This is a genomic window from Synergistaceae bacterium DZ-S4, assembly GCA_025943965.1.
Classification (GTDB): domain Bacteria; phylum Synergistota; class Synergistia; order Synergistales; family Synergistaceae; genus Caenicola; species Caenicola nitritireducens.
In genome coordinates this window covers 80,279-94,569 of sequence record JAPCWD010000004.1, presented here as the reverse complement: position 1 = coordinate 94,569, position 14,291 = coordinate 80,279, and the positions used below count along the sequence as shown (strand labels likewise).

Sequence of the window (14,291 nt, the reverse complement as noted above, 5' to 3'; positions counted from 1 at the left end):
CATGATACGGAGGTCATCCGCTTATGGTTCTGAGTGATATTTATCAGCTGACACTTGCAATGCTTACAGGCCTGGCAGCCGGCTTTCTGAACGTCACGGCCGGCGGCGGCAGCCTCCTTACCCTTCCGATCTTAAACTTCATTGGACTTGATCTAGGTGTGGCAAACGCCACCAACAGGGTCTCGATACTGGTCCAGAACCTGTCCGCGATGAGGCATTACCATTCAAAGGGGGAGATAGACTTCAGGGATGCCCTCTCCTATGTCATCCCTGCAGCAGCAGGGGCAGCAGCGGGGACCCTGACGGCAGTATACATGCCCTCAAAGACATTCCGGATAATTGCTGCACTTTCGATCTTTTCTATGGGATACCTACTCGCCGCTAAGCCAAAGATGTGGGATGAGCCGAAGGGCGAACCGCTATCAATGCCGATGAGGAGTGCGGCCCTCTTCGCCGTAGGTATCTACGGGGGGTTCCTACAGGCCGGAGTAGGCTTTCTCCTCATCTGGGCCATTTCGGGAGGCTGCAGGAAAAACCTTAAAGAGGCAAACATACTTAAGATAGTGGTCGTAGCTTTTTACACCATGGCTAGCCTGGCACTTTTTGCATCATTCGGGATGGTCGACTGGAAAACAGCTTTCACGCTTGCCATCGGATCTGCGGCCGGAGGCAATGTTGGGGCGAGGTTCAACCTGAGCGCTGACATGCGTTATACGAGATGGATACTGACGTCAGCTGTCTTGGTCAGTTCGGTCAAAATGCTCCTGGACGCATTCCGTTAAGATGATGCGATTTTTTTTCAGCGGAAAAAGAGACGGTGTCGAAGGTTTTTTAAGATGGCTCAGAAGACAGGATGGTGACATCAGGTCAGCCCACACCATAAAACCCAGGGAGCCGAGTTATGGCGGATTCGGAGATCTGGATCCCGAGATCGTGGAGATACTGAACAAAAGAGGCATAAAAAAACTGTGGTCGCATCAGAGCAGCGCATTCAGACTGGCATCCTCGGGGAGGGACATCGTTGTGGTCACCCCCACGGCATCAGGAAAGACCTTCTGCTATGACATCCCGGTAGTTGACTCCATCCTTAAAGACCACTCAGGAAGGGCGCTCTATCTTTTCCCGACAAAGGCCCTCGCCCAAGACCAGCTTACCGAACTCAGAGAACTGTGCAGCGGACTGACTGTCGATATAAAGTCCTTCACCTATGACGGAGACACTCCCCCTTCCAAGAGAAAAGAAATAAAAAATTATGCGAACATAGTAATAACAAACCCAGATATGCTCAATACGGCAATATTGCCGCACCATCAGTCCTGGGCCGAATTTTTCAGGGAACTTAACTTCATAGTTGTCGACGAACTTCACACATACAGAGGCGTGCTTGGTTCCCATCTTGCAAACCTCTTCGTCCGGCTGCTCCGTATTTGCCGCCATTATGGGTCAGACCCTGTCTTCATATGCTGTTCCGCAACGATAGCCAATCCGGCAGAACATGCCGCGCTGCTTACTGGAAGGGCCGCCGTGCTTATTGACCAAAACGGTGCGCCCTCTGCTCAAAAGGAACTGATCATATACGACCCTGGGATTACCGACAAAAGACGGGAGATAAGAAGATCTTCGCTCTATGAGTCAGGAAGGCTGGCCTACAGGGCTATATCGTGCGGGATCAGTTCAATACTGTTCACCAGGTCCAGGATAAATGCGGAACTTCTGGTAGAAAGCCTGAAAAGGCAGCTGTATGCAGACGGCAAAAATCCCGATTCAGTAAGAGGATACAGATCAGGGTACCTTCCTGCTGAAAGAAGAGAGACGGAAAGGGATCTCCGGAACGGAAAACTCAAAGCCGTGGTAAGCACTAACGCGCTGGAACTGGGCATAGACATAGGCTCCCTCGACCTTGTCCTTATACACGGATTTCCGGGGAGCATAGCCTCCGTCTGGCAGCAGATAGGCAGGGCAGGAAGACGGAACAGCGTCTCAGCTGCAGTCATAATCCCGTCAGCCCTTCCCGCAGACCGGTTTCTCGCAGAGAGGCCGGAATGGCTCCTCGGAGCATCCCCCGAGAGGGCGAGGATAGACCCGACAAATCCGTATATCAGGCTTGAACATATCAAATGTTCAATATACGAACTGCCTTTCAGGGAGGATGAGGCCTTCGGAGGAGAAAACATCTCAGCCATCCTGGAATTCCTGTTCAGGAACGGGGCAATAGACGCATACGAAGACCATGGATGCAGGATCTACTCATGGAATTCAGACCTGTACCCTGCCTCATCCTTTTCAATAAGGAGCGCCTCTGGAGAAAAATATGACATCATCGAGACAGATCCTCCGCACAGACCGCGGATGATCGGGACGGTGGACAGGCACTCGGCAGCGTCAATGATCTTTCCGGGAGCCGTATATTTTCACAACGGAACGAGTTATTCTGTTGAAAAGGTCGACCACGGCGATATGAAATGTTTCGTCAGAAGATCATGCACGAACACATATACGGAGGCGAAACTCTTCGTAAGAACCGTTATAGCCGAACAGACCGAATCATCCGGCCTGTTTGCCTGGGGTGATACCAGGGTAACGGTCCTGTCAGGCATCTACAAAATCATTGACATCGGGACCCGAAAAGTCATGGGACACGGAAAGGCAGAGTTCCCCGATGAAAGCATGGAGACCACTTCGCTTTGGATAAAAATGCCCGCTGAGGCTATATCAAGGCCCGGCCTTCAGACTGCGATGGAAGGTGTGGCAAACCTCCTAAAAAACCTGGCTCCCCTTTTCCTGATGTGCGACAGCAGCGACATTTATGTAAACACCTCCGTCAGCGAACTCAGCCTCGGAGAGCCCGCCATATTTCTCTCGGATGCGTTTCCCGGAGGTGTAGGGCTTGCGGAAGGAGCCTACGGCTCCGTCAGACTGATCCTAAGGGCCTGCAGAGACCGACTCGACTCATGCAGGTGCAGGGAGGGGTGTCCCTCCTGTATCGGGCACGGCACGAATGGCGTGAGGGCAAAGGATATGGCAAAAGAACTGCTTGATGATCTTCTTGAATATTAAAAAGGAATGAAGGCGCCAAGGGCCGCAACAGTGACGGAGAACAGGAAAATTCCAATGTCAGCCACACTGATCGGATAGTTTTTGTATCCGCTCTTCCTCGTTCGGAGGTTGAAGCCGCGAAGTTCGGCCGATATTGCCGCGCCCTCGATCTTCCTCACCGATGTCACGAGCAGTGGCACGCAAAGCGGGAAGATCAGCCTTATCTTTTTGAATATGTTTCTTGTATCGAAAGATACTCCCCGAGCTGTCTGAGCTTCCATTATCCCTGACATTGCGGCAGTGAATACGGGAATGAACCTTATCGCGGTAGTCAGCGAGAAGGCATACTTGTAGGGTATTCCTAACGTCCCGACAAGAACGTTTGACAGATCGTTCATCTTAGTAATGGATAGCATCAGGGCAAGGGGCATAGTAGCTCCGATCAGCCTGAGCACCATCATCAGCGAAAAAAGGACTCCCTTGTCAGTGACCCGGATATTCAGAGGGAGTGAAAGGATGATGTTTCCCTCTCTTATAAAAAATACCTGGATAAGGAAGAGGAGTGCACTCAGCTTCATCAGGGCTTTCAGCATAGCGAGAGCTCTGCCTGATATTCCGGCCGAAGCCGCCATTGCCAGGTCAAGAAGGATGATGAAGAGGCAAAAATAAAGACTGTCCGTCACGAAGCATGAGACACAGAGCATCAGTGATAAAAAAAGCTTGGCAAGCGGATTGAGCCTGTGAAGGAAGGAATCTCCCGGTGAGTAGTCGAGAAAGCCGCCCATTACCTTGGATTCCCGCTCTTTTCCCTGACAGCCGATACCATATCCTCGACTGTGACCGCGCTCTCATATCCCTCACCAAGAACGAGGGCAAGGTCGGTTATCTGAGGAGGAAGGAGTGAGGCCCGTGCAAGGAGTTCCCTCTCCCTTATGATCTCCTTCGTACTGCCGTGTGCCAGCAGCACACCGTCGTTCAGCACCATTACATCTTTTGCAAAATCCTGAACTATCTCCATATCGTGGGATATCATCAGCACGGTCGCTCCCTTTCTGTTGATCTCGCTTATGCAGTCCATTATATGCATGCACTCCCTGTAGTCGAGGCCCGTGGTGGGTTCGTCAAGGATAAGCAGTTCCGGTTCCGCAGCCAGAATGGAGGCCAGGACAAGCCTTTGCCGCTCCCCTCTGCTCATGCTGAAGGGCTCTCTCTCACCGTCAAGGGAAAATTCACTTATAGCCCTCTCACATCTCATCTCGATCTCATCTCTGTCTTCCATAACGCACTCCAGGCTGAACCTTATCTCATCACGCACACTGTTTTTGCATATCTGCCTGTCCGGATCCTGGAAGAGGAATCCTGCAAATTTTGCTATACGGCTCGTCCTGACCGAAGCTGTATCAAAGCCGCCTGCCCGCACTGTGCCGGAGACTGGCTTCAGAAGACCGATGCACAGCCTTGCCAGGGTCGACTTTCCGGCGCCGTTGGCTCCGATCAGGGCCGTAAAATCTCCCCTCTTTATCTCAAAAGATACGCCGTTGATTATCCGCATGCCGCCTGCGGAGTACGAAACGTTATCAAAAAGTATCATCCCGTTATGCTCCTCACCATAGCTTCTGCCTCAGGGATACTGACGGGGATCGGCCCGTCGTACAGCCTTTCCTCCCTCAGCCTGTCGGCCAGCGTCACTACCCTGGGGCAGTTGACTCCGGCCCTCTCCATCTCCCTGCTGTTTGTCAGGACCTCTGCCACCGGTCCTTCCAGAATGATCCTTCCCCTGTCCATCACTGCAAGACTGCCTGCAAATTCGCACAGCAGCATTATTTTCTGCTCGACTACCACGACGGTGATACCGTGTTTTTCATTTAGCTCCTTAAGGAGAAGGAATATCTGACGGCTGCTCCTCGGATCCAGCTCACCGGTCGGTTCGTCCAGGATAAGTATTTCGGGCATAAGGGCAATGATCGCCGCTATCGCTACTTTCTGCTTCTGCCCTCCGCTCAAGGTCGCTATGTTTCTCTCCCTGAGGTTTCTGATGCCCGTCTTGTCCAGGGCATCAGTGACCCTCTTTTCGATCTCATCACGCGGAACAGAGAAATTTTCAAGACCGAACAGCATCTCGTCCTCCACCACGGAAGAGACCATCTGGCTTTCAAAATCCTGGCGTACGCTCCCCACCTTCCGGGCCAGGGCCTCAGGCCTGTTCTCTATGGTGTCTGAGCCGTCCACCTCGACAGAACCGTAGAACTCTCCACGGAAGTTGTGGGGAACTATACCGTTGACCGCATGGAGCAGCGTCGTCTTTCCGGCGCCGCTGCTCCCGATGATCCCTAGGAAGTCCCCCCTCTTGACAGTGAGGTCTATCTCTTTCAGTGCCTCTTCCCTGCCTCCTTTATATTTGAAGGAGAGTCCCCTGATCCTTATCATTGTTGCTTCCTAGCCTTTTTTCAGCGCGAGCTTCAGCGGGACATAAAGTATCTGTACGATCACAGAATTTATAGCCGCGGTGCCGAAAATTATGCCAAGGAATATCGCGAGCGGGACTGGCTTTACATCAGCTCCGGCATAGAAGATCAGATACATGGCGGCAATGAAGGTGAAACCGCTGGCAAGAGTGCTTATGAACGTGCTTATGACAGGCAGCGGAGAAAATCTGCCCTGTCTTGTAGGTATGTACATGAAGGCAGCCATCACAAGTGCGCCCACAAGCTCACTTATAAAATTGAGGTAAGGCGTTCCGGGGAAAAACTGGCATATCGCCCCCGCCAGAAGGCCGATGACGGCCGCTTCTTTGAATTTCGGCCTTATGATAAGTATTGAAAGGCAGTACATAGCGATGATGAAGTTCGGTTTCATTCCCATAGAAAACATCGAACCCACAAAAAACTTGAGGACCGCCCCTGCCGCAAGGAGTACTCCGACAAGGATAACATCCGATATTGAAAGACCCTCTTTCTTCTCTGCTGCCGCAACTCTCTGCTCTCTTAGCTCCGCTCTCTGTTCCATATCCACCATTCCTTTCTCGTCCTGACTCTTCTCTCTTCTCTTCTTGCTTTGTGCTGTCTTCCGCGCGATGATTCCCTGTATAAAAAAATCTGCCCTTTGAAATTTCAAAGGACAGATATAACGCATCTGCGGTACCACCTTAATTGGTCCGTAAAGGACCCGCTCTGACGGATGTGCAGTCACACATCCTGCCGTTTACGCCGGCGTACGTCTCGGATACTCGGCTCTAGCCTTTGGCCTCGCCCTCTGTGGTCCATTTGCCGATCTGCATTTCCGCAGGGTTCTCATCATCCCCCGCTCTCTGTAGGCGCACGAAACGGTTTGATTTCCACTTCATCAGTTTGGATATTGGTTATATTGGGGTGCAAATTACCATCAAAACATTTATTTGTCAATACTGATCCCGGTCCCGATATTTTTTAAGATCTTACTTTATTTAAAAAAATAACTCAAAAATAATATTTCTGACAAATGATCCTTCACATCCGGACTTTCTCTGCTATGATTTTACCCATGCAAAGGAAGTGGTGATTTTGGAAGCACCATCGAACGGAGAGAACGCGGCTGCAGTGATTTTTGAAAGCCTCGGTCTTGCGAAATACAAAGTTATATCGATCACCGGCGGAGGGGGCAAGACATCCCTTATGTTCGCACTGGGACGGCACTCCTCAAAGGATACCTTCACTATTCTTACCACTACGACTAAGATATTTCCTCCCCAAAAGGATGGATCTCTCTTCGCAATGACTGCGGGGACCGAGGACCTCATCAGAACTCTGTCCGGTATCGGACCCTCGGCATCCATGGTGACAGCGGCCAAGGGGAAGGTAGGAGAGAAGCTTAACGGATACGATCCGGAAGAAATTGCGGAAATCGCATCAGGGTGCCCGGTCGGCAGGATCATAGTCGAGGCTGACGGTTCCAGAGGCCTCTCCCTGAAGGCGTATGAGGCGTGGGAACCCCCTGTTCCGGCTGTTACGGACTGCCACTTTATTGTTGCAGGCGCGGACATCTTCACATCTCCCCTCTCTCCTGCCAATGCCTTCCGCTTTGACATCATCAAGGAAAAGTTTTCTCTTCAGGCAGGCGAAATGATATCCTTGGCCAACTGTGCTGCGCTGCTCTCAAACAGGGAAGAATATCTCAAGAACTCTCCTGAAGCAGCAATGAGGATCCTCTTCATCAATAAGTGCGACCTGTTCACTGACGAAGCAATTGACAATATATATGAAAAAATTCCACTTTTGCTTAAGGGTTACGACTATCTGGTAATGGGATCGCTTAAAATGGATGCCATCTATAAGGCGAGGAAACTGAAAAGATGAAGGCGATACTTCTTGCTGCCGGACTATCAAAAAGGATGGGGGTCCAGAAGCTTCTTCTCCCCTTCGGTGATAGCACTGTGATAGAGACAGTACTCGAAAATATGCGGGGAGCAGGTTTCTCAGAGATCATCGCGGTTTTTTCCAGTGAAGTTCATGATGTCCTGGGAGATTTGGGAGATGGCATCCGTGCTGCTGTAAACCCTGCACCCGAAAGAGGACAGTCAAGTTCCCTTTCTATTGCGCTTGAAATGCTGCCCGACGGCGAGGATTTCTGCATAATGCTCGGAGATCTCCCCCTGGTCGGGAAGGATGAAATGATAAAGCTTAAGGATCGCTTCTCTGGCATACCGGAGGACAGGACAGTCTTTACCCCCTGCAGGAACGGCGTCTTCGGGCACCCGATGTTTTACCGTGCGATATGGAAAGAGAGATTCAAAGCCGCACAGGGAGACGCCGGGGGAAGGAACATCCTCAGGGAGCACAAAGATGAAATCATGGCTGCCGAAACGTCTGACTGTCACTTCCGTGACATCGATACACCTGACGATTATGAAAAATTAGTAAATAAAAGCTGATCCATCTATGGATTTTTGGGGATAATCAGCTTATAATATCCCTGAAAGTTTTTTGCAACCGATTGCAGAGATCCTGCTCTGCTAAATCCCCTGGAGGTGTATCATGGCTAAAAAACAGTTAGTTTACGGTGTTGAGGATCGTCCGCCGACACCAATACTTATTCTTGCGGGTGCCCAGCATGTCCTTACGCTCTTCGGGGCAACGACTCTTGTTCCGCTGATCTTCGGACCGGCAATGGGAATGACAACGCAGCAGATAGGCGCTTTTATCGGATGTGTTTACTTTTCAATGGGTATAGCCACCCTCATACAGACCCACCCGAAACTTGGATCCGGACTGCCCATAGTTCAGGGCTCCAGCTTTAGCTTCATCCCGCCGATCATGACTATAATAGGGGCATACAAGGCAATGGGCCCCGACATTGTAATGCAGTATATCGGAGGATCCCTCCTGATCGGAGGCCTGGTCCTTTCGCTGCTCGGTTACAGCAAACTGATCGGCCATGTCAGAAAACTGATAACGCCTGTGGTAATAGGTCCGACGATCATGGCGATAGGTTTTACCCTTGCGCCTGTAGCGATACAGTTCAACGCGGCCAACTTCTGGCCCATTTCCCTTCTCGTCGTGGCGCTTGTATTCTTCTTCAGCCTCTGCAGCAAAAACAAGTACTGCAACATATTCGCCGTACTTGGTTCAATTGCGATCGCATACGCAATATGCCTGACGCTTTCGCTTGCGGGGATATTCGCTGAAGGTCACCCAGCTTACGTCAACCTAAGCAGTGTGGCATCGGCCCCCTGGATCCGCTACAAACTCTTCATGCCGTGGGGAGTCCCAAAGTTCTCCGGCTTGGCAGTCGGAGCAATCTCTGCGGGATTTTTCTGCGTAATGATCGAATCGATAGGAGACTACCATAACTGCTCCTTCGCGGCGGGAATAGACGATCCGACTCCTGAACAGATCAACAGAGGCATCGGCGCCGAAGGGATAGGCTGCGCCATCTCAGGAATTTTAGGGTCCGTCGGCACCACCTCCTACACTGAAAACATCGGACTGATAGGGCTCACCGGAGTCGCCAGCAGACACGTGGTAAGGGCCGGGGCTGTGATCCTGATCCTCCTCTCACTCGTCGGAAAACTGGGAGCCCTAATAGCGACAATGCCCTCCCCTGTAATAGGCGGAGCGTACATAACCCTCTTCGGCACGATCGGTGCGCTCGGGATCCAGAACCTCATGAGGGCGGATATGGGAAGCCAGAGGAACGTCCTTATCGTAGGATTCTCCTTCCTGATGGCGCTTGGACTGCCCGGCTGGGTCGAGCCGAACCAGGCCCTTTTCACCGGAGCGCTCGGCAGTACCTTCGGGGGCATGATCTGGGCTATCATGAAGACACCGATGGCTGTTGCAGGAGTCCTTGCCGCAATATGCGACAACATCATCCCCGGGACCGACGAAGAGCGCGGGATCAAAAAACAATAAGTTAAGACAGCAGAGATCACATAAGATCATTTCGGGATCCCTATGTTTCGGGGGTCCCGAAATTTTGCATTCTGATATTTAATTAATCCCCTCTTTAAACTATAATTGTTATTCGGGTGTCCCATCTTAAAAGCAGATCTGGCAAAAAAAATCGACGTTCATCACATACACGGCATTATTTAAGACTGCATTCAAATCAAACAGGAAGGTGCTGCGGCCTTAATGGAATTTTCACAGAAAAAAAAGAGGTTCATTGTCATTGGAATAGCCATTCTTATCCTAACGGTATATTTTGTTCCTCTGGGATGGCACGGACTCCTTGAGCCGGATGAAGGAAGGTACCCCGAGATCCCCAGGGAAATGGTCGAATCGGGGGATTTTGTAACTCCCAGGCTGAACTACGTAAAATATTTTGAAAAACCTATACTCCTATATTGGATGAATGCCGCAAGCTTTATGGCTTTGGGCGAGAATGAGTTTGCTGCCCGCTTTCCTACTGCTCTCAGCGGAGTTCTGGGAGCGCTTGTAACTGCCCTTCTCTGTTCTGCAGTCTTTGGCAGAAGGGCCGGTGCGATAGCAGGTGCAGTGACCGCACTCTCCCTTTTATATTTTGCCATCGGGACTATAACGCTTACCGACATGCCTCTCTCGCTTTTTTTAACTGCGGCGCTTTCTGCCTTTTATTATGGGCATATCAAAAACGACAAAAGGTGGTTCCTCGCCTTTTACGCATCTGTGGCACTGGGATTGCTTGCAAAAGGGCTGGTCGCGATAGTCCTGCCGGCCGGGATAATTTTCTGGTACATCATTTTTACAAAAAAATGGCGCCTTATCCTTGATGCACTTTACCTGCCCGGAATAGCGCTCTTTTTCTTAATAGCTTTCCCCTGGTTTTACATGGTCAGCCGTGAGAACCCTGATTTCCTTTATTTCTTCTTTGTAAGGGAACATTTCCTGCGCTATGCGACAAAAATACACAGCCGCTATGAGCCATTCTGGTTTTTCATACCGATGATCCCCTTAGGTCTGATGCCCTGGACCGGGTTTTTCTTCTCCCTTTTCAGCAAAGAGAGCGTTCTGAGGTCTCCTTCAGACAAAAAAATGAAGGATGCAAATATTTATATGCTGTCATGGTTCACGGTCATCTTTGTGTTTTTCTCACTTTCAAGTTCAAAACTTATCCCCTACATCGTCCCCTGCTTCCCTCCTCTTGCTATACTCATAGCATCTGATATCGACAGGATGATCGAACGCAGGAAATGGCACGGGAAAGCGCTGATTTTCGCCATTGTCTCCGGAGGTCTCTTTTCCGCCGCTTTGATCGTATATACGTTTGTCGGAGGCAGAGTTGATCAATACGAGGCACTGCCGGTAGCTCTTGCGATTTCTGCGGGCCTGCTCATTGGACCGCTCCTCGCAATTTTTTTAACAAGAAAGGGAGACAGAACTGCCTACGAAAAGGCTGTAACAGCTCTGTGTCTCTCTGCCGTGGTCTATATCGCTGCTCACTACGGCATATACGACATGATGGGACATTCACGTTCCACCAAAGGCATCTCTGAAGTGATAATGAAGGAAAAGCTTCCTGACGAGACCATCGCTGTTTACGGCGAGATCCTCCAGGGGATACCCTTTTATACCAAACAGCGCGTAATGCTCATAGACAGTATGGGAGAGCTTGAGTTTGGCGCAGGAAAACCGGAAGGTAAGGGCTGGTTCCCCACCGCTGAAGAGTTCCTGCCTGAATGGAAGTCTAAAAAGCGCGAATTTGTACTTGTAATAGAAAAAGAGAGGCTCCATGGTCTTTTTGAAGATGGGAAGACCTATGAAACAAAAAAAATCGAGCATGATGACTATATTATTCTTTTCAACAGGAGGCCCTAAAAAATGAGAAACGATTTCCTCCCTTTTGCAAAACCATCAATAGCAGAAGATGCAATAAATGAGGTAGTGGAGTCTATACGTTCGGGCTGGCTCGCAATGGGTCCCAAAACTATCCGTTTCGAAGAAAACTTTTCAAAATACACCGGTGCTTCGTGGTCCCTGTCGGTAAATTCAGCCACAGCCGGACTTCACACAGTCTTGCTTGCCCTTGGCATAGGACCGGGCGACGAGGTGATAACCACCCCGATGACGTTCGCGGCTACAGTGAACACGATAATGTTCGTGGGAGCGAAGCCCGTCCTGGCAGACATCGACAGGAACACACTGAACATTGACCCTGACAGAATCGAAAAGGCAGTTACTAAAAATACAAAGGCGATAATACCTGTACATTTCGCGGGAATGCCGTGCGACATGGACAGGATAGAAGCAATTGCAGAAAAATATGACCTCGCTGTGATAGAAGACGCCGCACATGCCCTGGGAGCATCTTACAAGGGCAGAATGATCGGTGCAGACAGGGGAAAACGCAGGGCATCGGTATTCAGCTTTCACCCCACGAAAAACATAACTACGGGCGAAGGCGGCATGATTTGCACCGGAGACGAAGAAATGGCTGAAAAAGCAGCCGTCCTGAGGCAAAACGGTATGTCCAAAGGGGCCTGGAACAGGTACGCGGCAAAGGGAAGTGCCAACTACGACATATTCTTCCCGGGTCTGAAATATACGATGATGGACATCCAGGCAGCTATAGGAGATTCACAGCTGAGAGAACTCGCGTCATTCAATTCAAGAAGAAAAGAGATCGTCTCTTTCTATATGGAAGAACTTCCAAAAGCCAAAGGACTGATCCTTCCAAAACCTGCACCATGGGAGCACGAGCACAGCTGGCACATTTTCACTCCCTTCATTGATATCGACAGCCTGGAGATGTCCAGGGACGATTTCATGTCTGAAATGAAAAAGAGAAATATAGGAACGGCCCTCCACTATCAGGCAATACATCTTTTCACCTGTTACAAGGAAGCGACCGGACTGGACAGGGGAAGCCTGCCTGAGGCCGAGTACGTCTCCGACAGGATAGTTTCGCTCCCTCTCTTCCCTGCAATGACAGACAAAGACGCGAGGGACGTTGTCGAGGCCATTTTCGAAGTCTGCGGAAAGAAGAGCTGATATATGAAACCTGAGATATCAATTGTAATACCTGCCTATAACGAAGAAGAATCGCTCCACCCGCTGTTCGGGAGCCTCTACCCTGTCATGACGGACATGGGCAGGCCCTTCGAAATTATTTTCATAAACGACGGAAGCAAGGATTCGACGCTTGGAATACTGTACGACCTATATGTTTCACATCCTGAAGTCAGAGTGATAGACCTCAACGGAAACTTCGGACAGCACATGGCGATAATGGCAGGATTCGAGCATGTGCGGGGGGACATTGTTATAACCCTCGACGCAGACCTCCAGAACCCACCTGAAGAGATACCCAATATAGTTGCCAAAATGGACGAGGGGCATGACCTAGTCGGAACATACAGGAAAGGAAGACAGGATCCCCTCTTCAGAAAAGTGGCATCCAAAATGGTCAACAGGATCACCAACAGGATCGCAAGACTGAACATCAGAGACTATGGCTGCATGCTGAGAGGGTACAGCAGAAGGATCGTTGAGATAATAAATATAAGCAGGGAGTCTACCACCTTCATACCGGCGCTCGGGCAGAAGTTCGCAGCCAACCCGATAGAGATACCGGTGGCGCACAGGGAGCGCGAGATGGGCACATCAAAGTACGGGATCTTCCAGCTCATAAGGCTCAATTTTGACCTTATGACAAGCTTCTCGATAGTACCGCTCCAGTTCGTTACGATGGCAGGCATGCTCATCTCCCTGCTCTCTTCCCTCCTAGTCCTTTACATGCTTATCAGGCGTCTCTTCATCGGACCTGAAGCGGAAGGGCTCTTCACACTCATGGCAATACAGTTCATGCTGACCGGCATAACGCTTTTCAGCCTTGGGATAACCGGCGAATATGTGGGCAGGATCTACCGGGAAGTTAGCCGGAGACCCAGGTACTCTGTCAGGAAGATATTTGAGCATGAAGCCGGAGAATAACAGCAGGCCCAGGATAGCGGTATTTGCATACAGCGAGGTCGGAAGTGCCTGTCTTGATGACCTTATAAAAGACGATGCGAATGTCGTTGTTGTGTATACTCACGAGGACGATCCAGGCGAAGAGATATGGTTCCGCTCGGTAAAAGAGACGGCCCTCAATAATTCCATAGAAGTCCGAATTCCTTCAAAGATCGACAGCATGGAGACAGATCATTTGAGACAGATAGGGCCTGAACTGATCTTCTCATTCTACTACAGGGCGATGATACCCAAAGAGGTGCTGGATATACCCAGGCTTGGGGCTTACAATATCCACGGCGCACTCCTCCCTAAATACAGGGGGCGCGCCTGCGTGAACTGGGCAGTGATAAACGGAGAAAAGGAAACAGGGGCTACCCTACACGTAATGACGGAGTTTGCCGACAGGGGAGACATAATAGCGCAAAAGTCTGTCCCGATAAATTTTGAGGACACCGCTCACGATGTTTTTCTCAAGGTTACAGAAGCATCACGGGAAATATTGCTCTCCTCACTTCACTCACTTGAAAAAGGGACTGCAAAAAGATACCCTCAGGATGAGTCTAAGGCGACAAAATTCGGAAGACGCAGGCCTGAAGACGGAGAAATTGACTGGAATAGATCTGCCGGTGAAATATATAACTTTGTAAGAGCGCTTACACATCCTTTCCCGGGTGCATTTACGCACTGGGAAGGCAAAAAGTTTTTTATATGGAAAGCTCTCCCGGCCGAGGGCATATTTGAGCCGGGAAAAATAAAATCAGAGTCGCCGATGCTTGTAGGCACCGGCAGCGGATTGCTGAGGGTGCTTAGGATACAGCCTGAGGGCGGACCTGAAAGGGATGCTTAAAA

Annotated in this window: 13 protein-coding genes; 9 read left to right on the top strand and 4 right to left on the bottom strand. The window is 50.3% G+C overall.

All coding sequences use genetic code 11. The features are described from left to right. Positions 1-23: 23 nt before the first annotated feature. Both OLM33_03800 and OLM33_03795 read left to right on the top strand, forming a co-directional pair. Complete coding sequence (locus OLM33_03800) at positions 24-782, top strand: sulfite exporter TauE/SafE family protein (GenBank protein ID MCW1712796.1); 759 nt, start codon at positions 24-26, stop codon at positions 780-782. 4 nt (positions 783-786) lie between these two features. Further along, positions 787-3,057, top strand: a complete 2,271-nt coding sequence (locus OLM33_03795; protein MCW1712795.1) for a DEAD/DEAH box helicase — start codon at positions 787-789, stop codon at positions 3,055-3,057. Here the strand turns inward: OLM33_03795 and OLM33_03790 are convergent. The 4 genes from OLM33_03790 to OLM33_03775 are packed head-to-tail and all read right to left on the bottom strand — an operon-like array spanning position 3,054 to position 6,051. Next, positions 3,054-3,821, bottom strand: coding sequence for an energy-coupling factor transporter transmembrane protein EcfT (locus OLM33_03790; protein MCW1712794.1), 768 nt, complete (start codon positions 3,819-3,821; stop codon positions 3,054-3,056). The two genes, OLM33_03795 and OLM33_03790, sit on opposite strands and share 4 nt — an antisense overlap. Then, entirely contained in the window at positions 3,821-4,627 is an 807-nt protein-coding gene (locus OLM33_03785) for an energy-coupling factor ABC transporter ATP-binding protein (protein MCW1712793.1), read from the bottom strand. The genes OLM33_03790 and OLM33_03785 overlap by 1 nt, the downstream gene beginning before the upstream one ends. Further along, positions 4,624-5,463 (bottom strand): energy-coupling factor ABC transporter ATP-binding protein, encoded by an 840-nt coding sequence (locus tag OLM33_03780; GenBank protein MCW1712792.1) that lies wholly within the window; start codon positions 5,461-5,463, stop codon positions 4,624-4,626. Before OLM33_03780 ends, OLM33_03785 begins: the two co-directional genes overlap by 4 nt. 9 nt (positions 5,464-5,472) lie before the next feature. Beyond that, positions 5,473-6,051, bottom strand: a complete 579-nt coding sequence (locus OLM33_03775) for a hypothetical protein (protein MCW1712791.1) — start codon at positions 6,049-6,051, stop codon at positions 5,473-5,475. A gap of 524 nt (positions 6,052-6,575) precedes the next feature. Here OLM33_03775 and yqeC point away from each other — a divergent pair. The 7 genes from yqeC to OLM33_03740 all read left to right on the top strand — a co-directional run bounded on the left by yqeC (position 6,576) and on the right by OLM33_03740 (position 14,289). Then, a complete protein-coding gene (yqeC, locus tag OLM33_03770; protein MCW1712790.1) occupies positions 6,576-7,367 on the top strand; it encodes a selenium cofactor biosynthesis protein YqeC in 792 nt (263 codons plus the stop codon). Further along, on the top strand, positions 7,364-7,942 hold the full coding sequence (locus tag OLM33_03765) for a nucleotidyltransferase family protein (protein ID MCW1712789.1): 579 nt from the start codon (positions 7,364-7,366) through the stop codon (positions 7,940-7,942). The genes yqeC and OLM33_03765 overlap by 4 nt, the downstream gene beginning before the upstream one ends. 103 nt (positions 7,943-8,045) lie before the next feature. Next, positions 8,046-9,422 carry a purine/pyrimidine permease gene (locus OLM33_03760; GenBank protein ID MCW1712788.1) on the top strand — a complete coding sequence of 459 codons (1,377 nt, stop codon included), beginning with the start codon at positions 8,046-8,048 and terminating at the stop codon, positions 9,420-9,422. Between the two features lie 222 nt (positions 9,423-9,644). Beyond that, a complete protein-coding gene (locus OLM33_03755) occupies positions 9,645-11,306 on the top strand; it encodes a glycosyltransferase family 39 protein (protein MCW1712787.1) in 1,662 nt (553 codons plus the stop codon). Positions 11,307-11,309: 3 nt separating this feature from the next. Next, positions 11,310-12,479, top strand: a complete 1,170-nt coding sequence (locus tag OLM33_03750; GenBank protein MCW1712786.1) for a DegT/DnrJ/EryC1/StrS family aminotransferase — start codon at positions 11,310-11,312, stop codon at positions 12,477-12,479. 3 nt (positions 12,480-12,482) lie between these two features. Then, the gene (locus OLM33_03745; GenBank protein MCW1712785.1) at positions 12,483-13,421 is read left to right on the top strand and encodes a glycosyltransferase; all 939 of its coding nucleotides are present in this window, start codon (positions 12,483-12,485) and stop codon (positions 13,419-13,421) included. Beyond that, a complete protein-coding gene (locus OLM33_03740) occupies positions 13,405-14,289 on the top strand; it encodes a formyltransferase (GenBank protein MCW1712784.1) in 885 nt (294 codons plus the stop codon). Before OLM33_03745 ends, OLM33_03740 begins: the two co-directional genes overlap by 17 nt. Positions 14,290-14,291: the final 2 nt, after the last annotated feature.

Excerpts from the sequence above, each read along its gene's own strand:
- OLM33_03800 (MCW1712796.1), top strand. The coding sequence starts at position 24 with ATGGTTCTGAGTGATATTTATCAGCTGACACTTGCAATGCTTACAGGC.
- OLM33_03795 (MCW1712795.1), top strand. The coding sequence starts at position 787 with ATGCGATTTTTTTTCAGCGGAAAAAGAGACGGTGTCGAAGGTTTTTTA.
- OLM33_03790 (MCW1712794.1), bottom strand. The coding sequence starts at position 3,821 with ATGGGCGGCTTTCTCGACTACTCACCGGGAGATTCCTTCCTTCACAGG.
- OLM33_03785 (MCW1712793.1), bottom strand. The coding sequence starts at position 4,627 with ATGATACTTTTTGATAACGTTTCGTACTCCGCAGGCGGCATGCGGATA.
- OLM33_03780 (MCW1712792.1), bottom strand. The coding sequence starts at position 5,463 with ATGATAAGGATCAGGGGACTCTCCTTCAAATATAAAGGAGGCAGGGAA.
- OLM33_03775 (MCW1712791.1), bottom strand. The coding sequence starts at position 6,051 with ATGGTGGATATGGAACAGAGAGCGGAGCTAAGAGAGCAGAGAGTTGCG.
- OLM33_03765 (MCW1712789.1), top strand. The coding sequence starts at position 7,364 with ATGAAGGCGATACTTCTTGCTGCCGGACTATCAAAAAGGATGGGGGTC.
- OLM33_03760 (MCW1712788.1), top strand. The coding sequence starts at position 8,046 with ATGGCTAAAAAACAGTTAGTTTACGGTGTTGAGGATCGTCCGCCGACA.
- OLM33_03755 (MCW1712787.1), top strand. The coding sequence starts at position 9,645 with ATGGAATTTTCACAGAAAAAAAAGAGGTTCATTGTCATTGGAATAGCC.
- OLM33_03750 (MCW1712786.1), top strand. The coding sequence starts at position 11,310 with ATGAGAAACGATTTCCTCCCTTTTGCAAAACCATCAATAGCAGAAGAT.
- OLM33_03745 (MCW1712785.1), top strand. The coding sequence starts at position 12,483 with ATGAAACCTGAGATATCAATTGTAATACCTGCCTATAACGAAGAAGAA.
- OLM33_03740 (MCW1712784.1), top strand. The coding sequence starts at position 13,405 with ATGAAGCCGGAGAATAACAGCAGGCCCAGGATAGCGGTATTTGCATAC.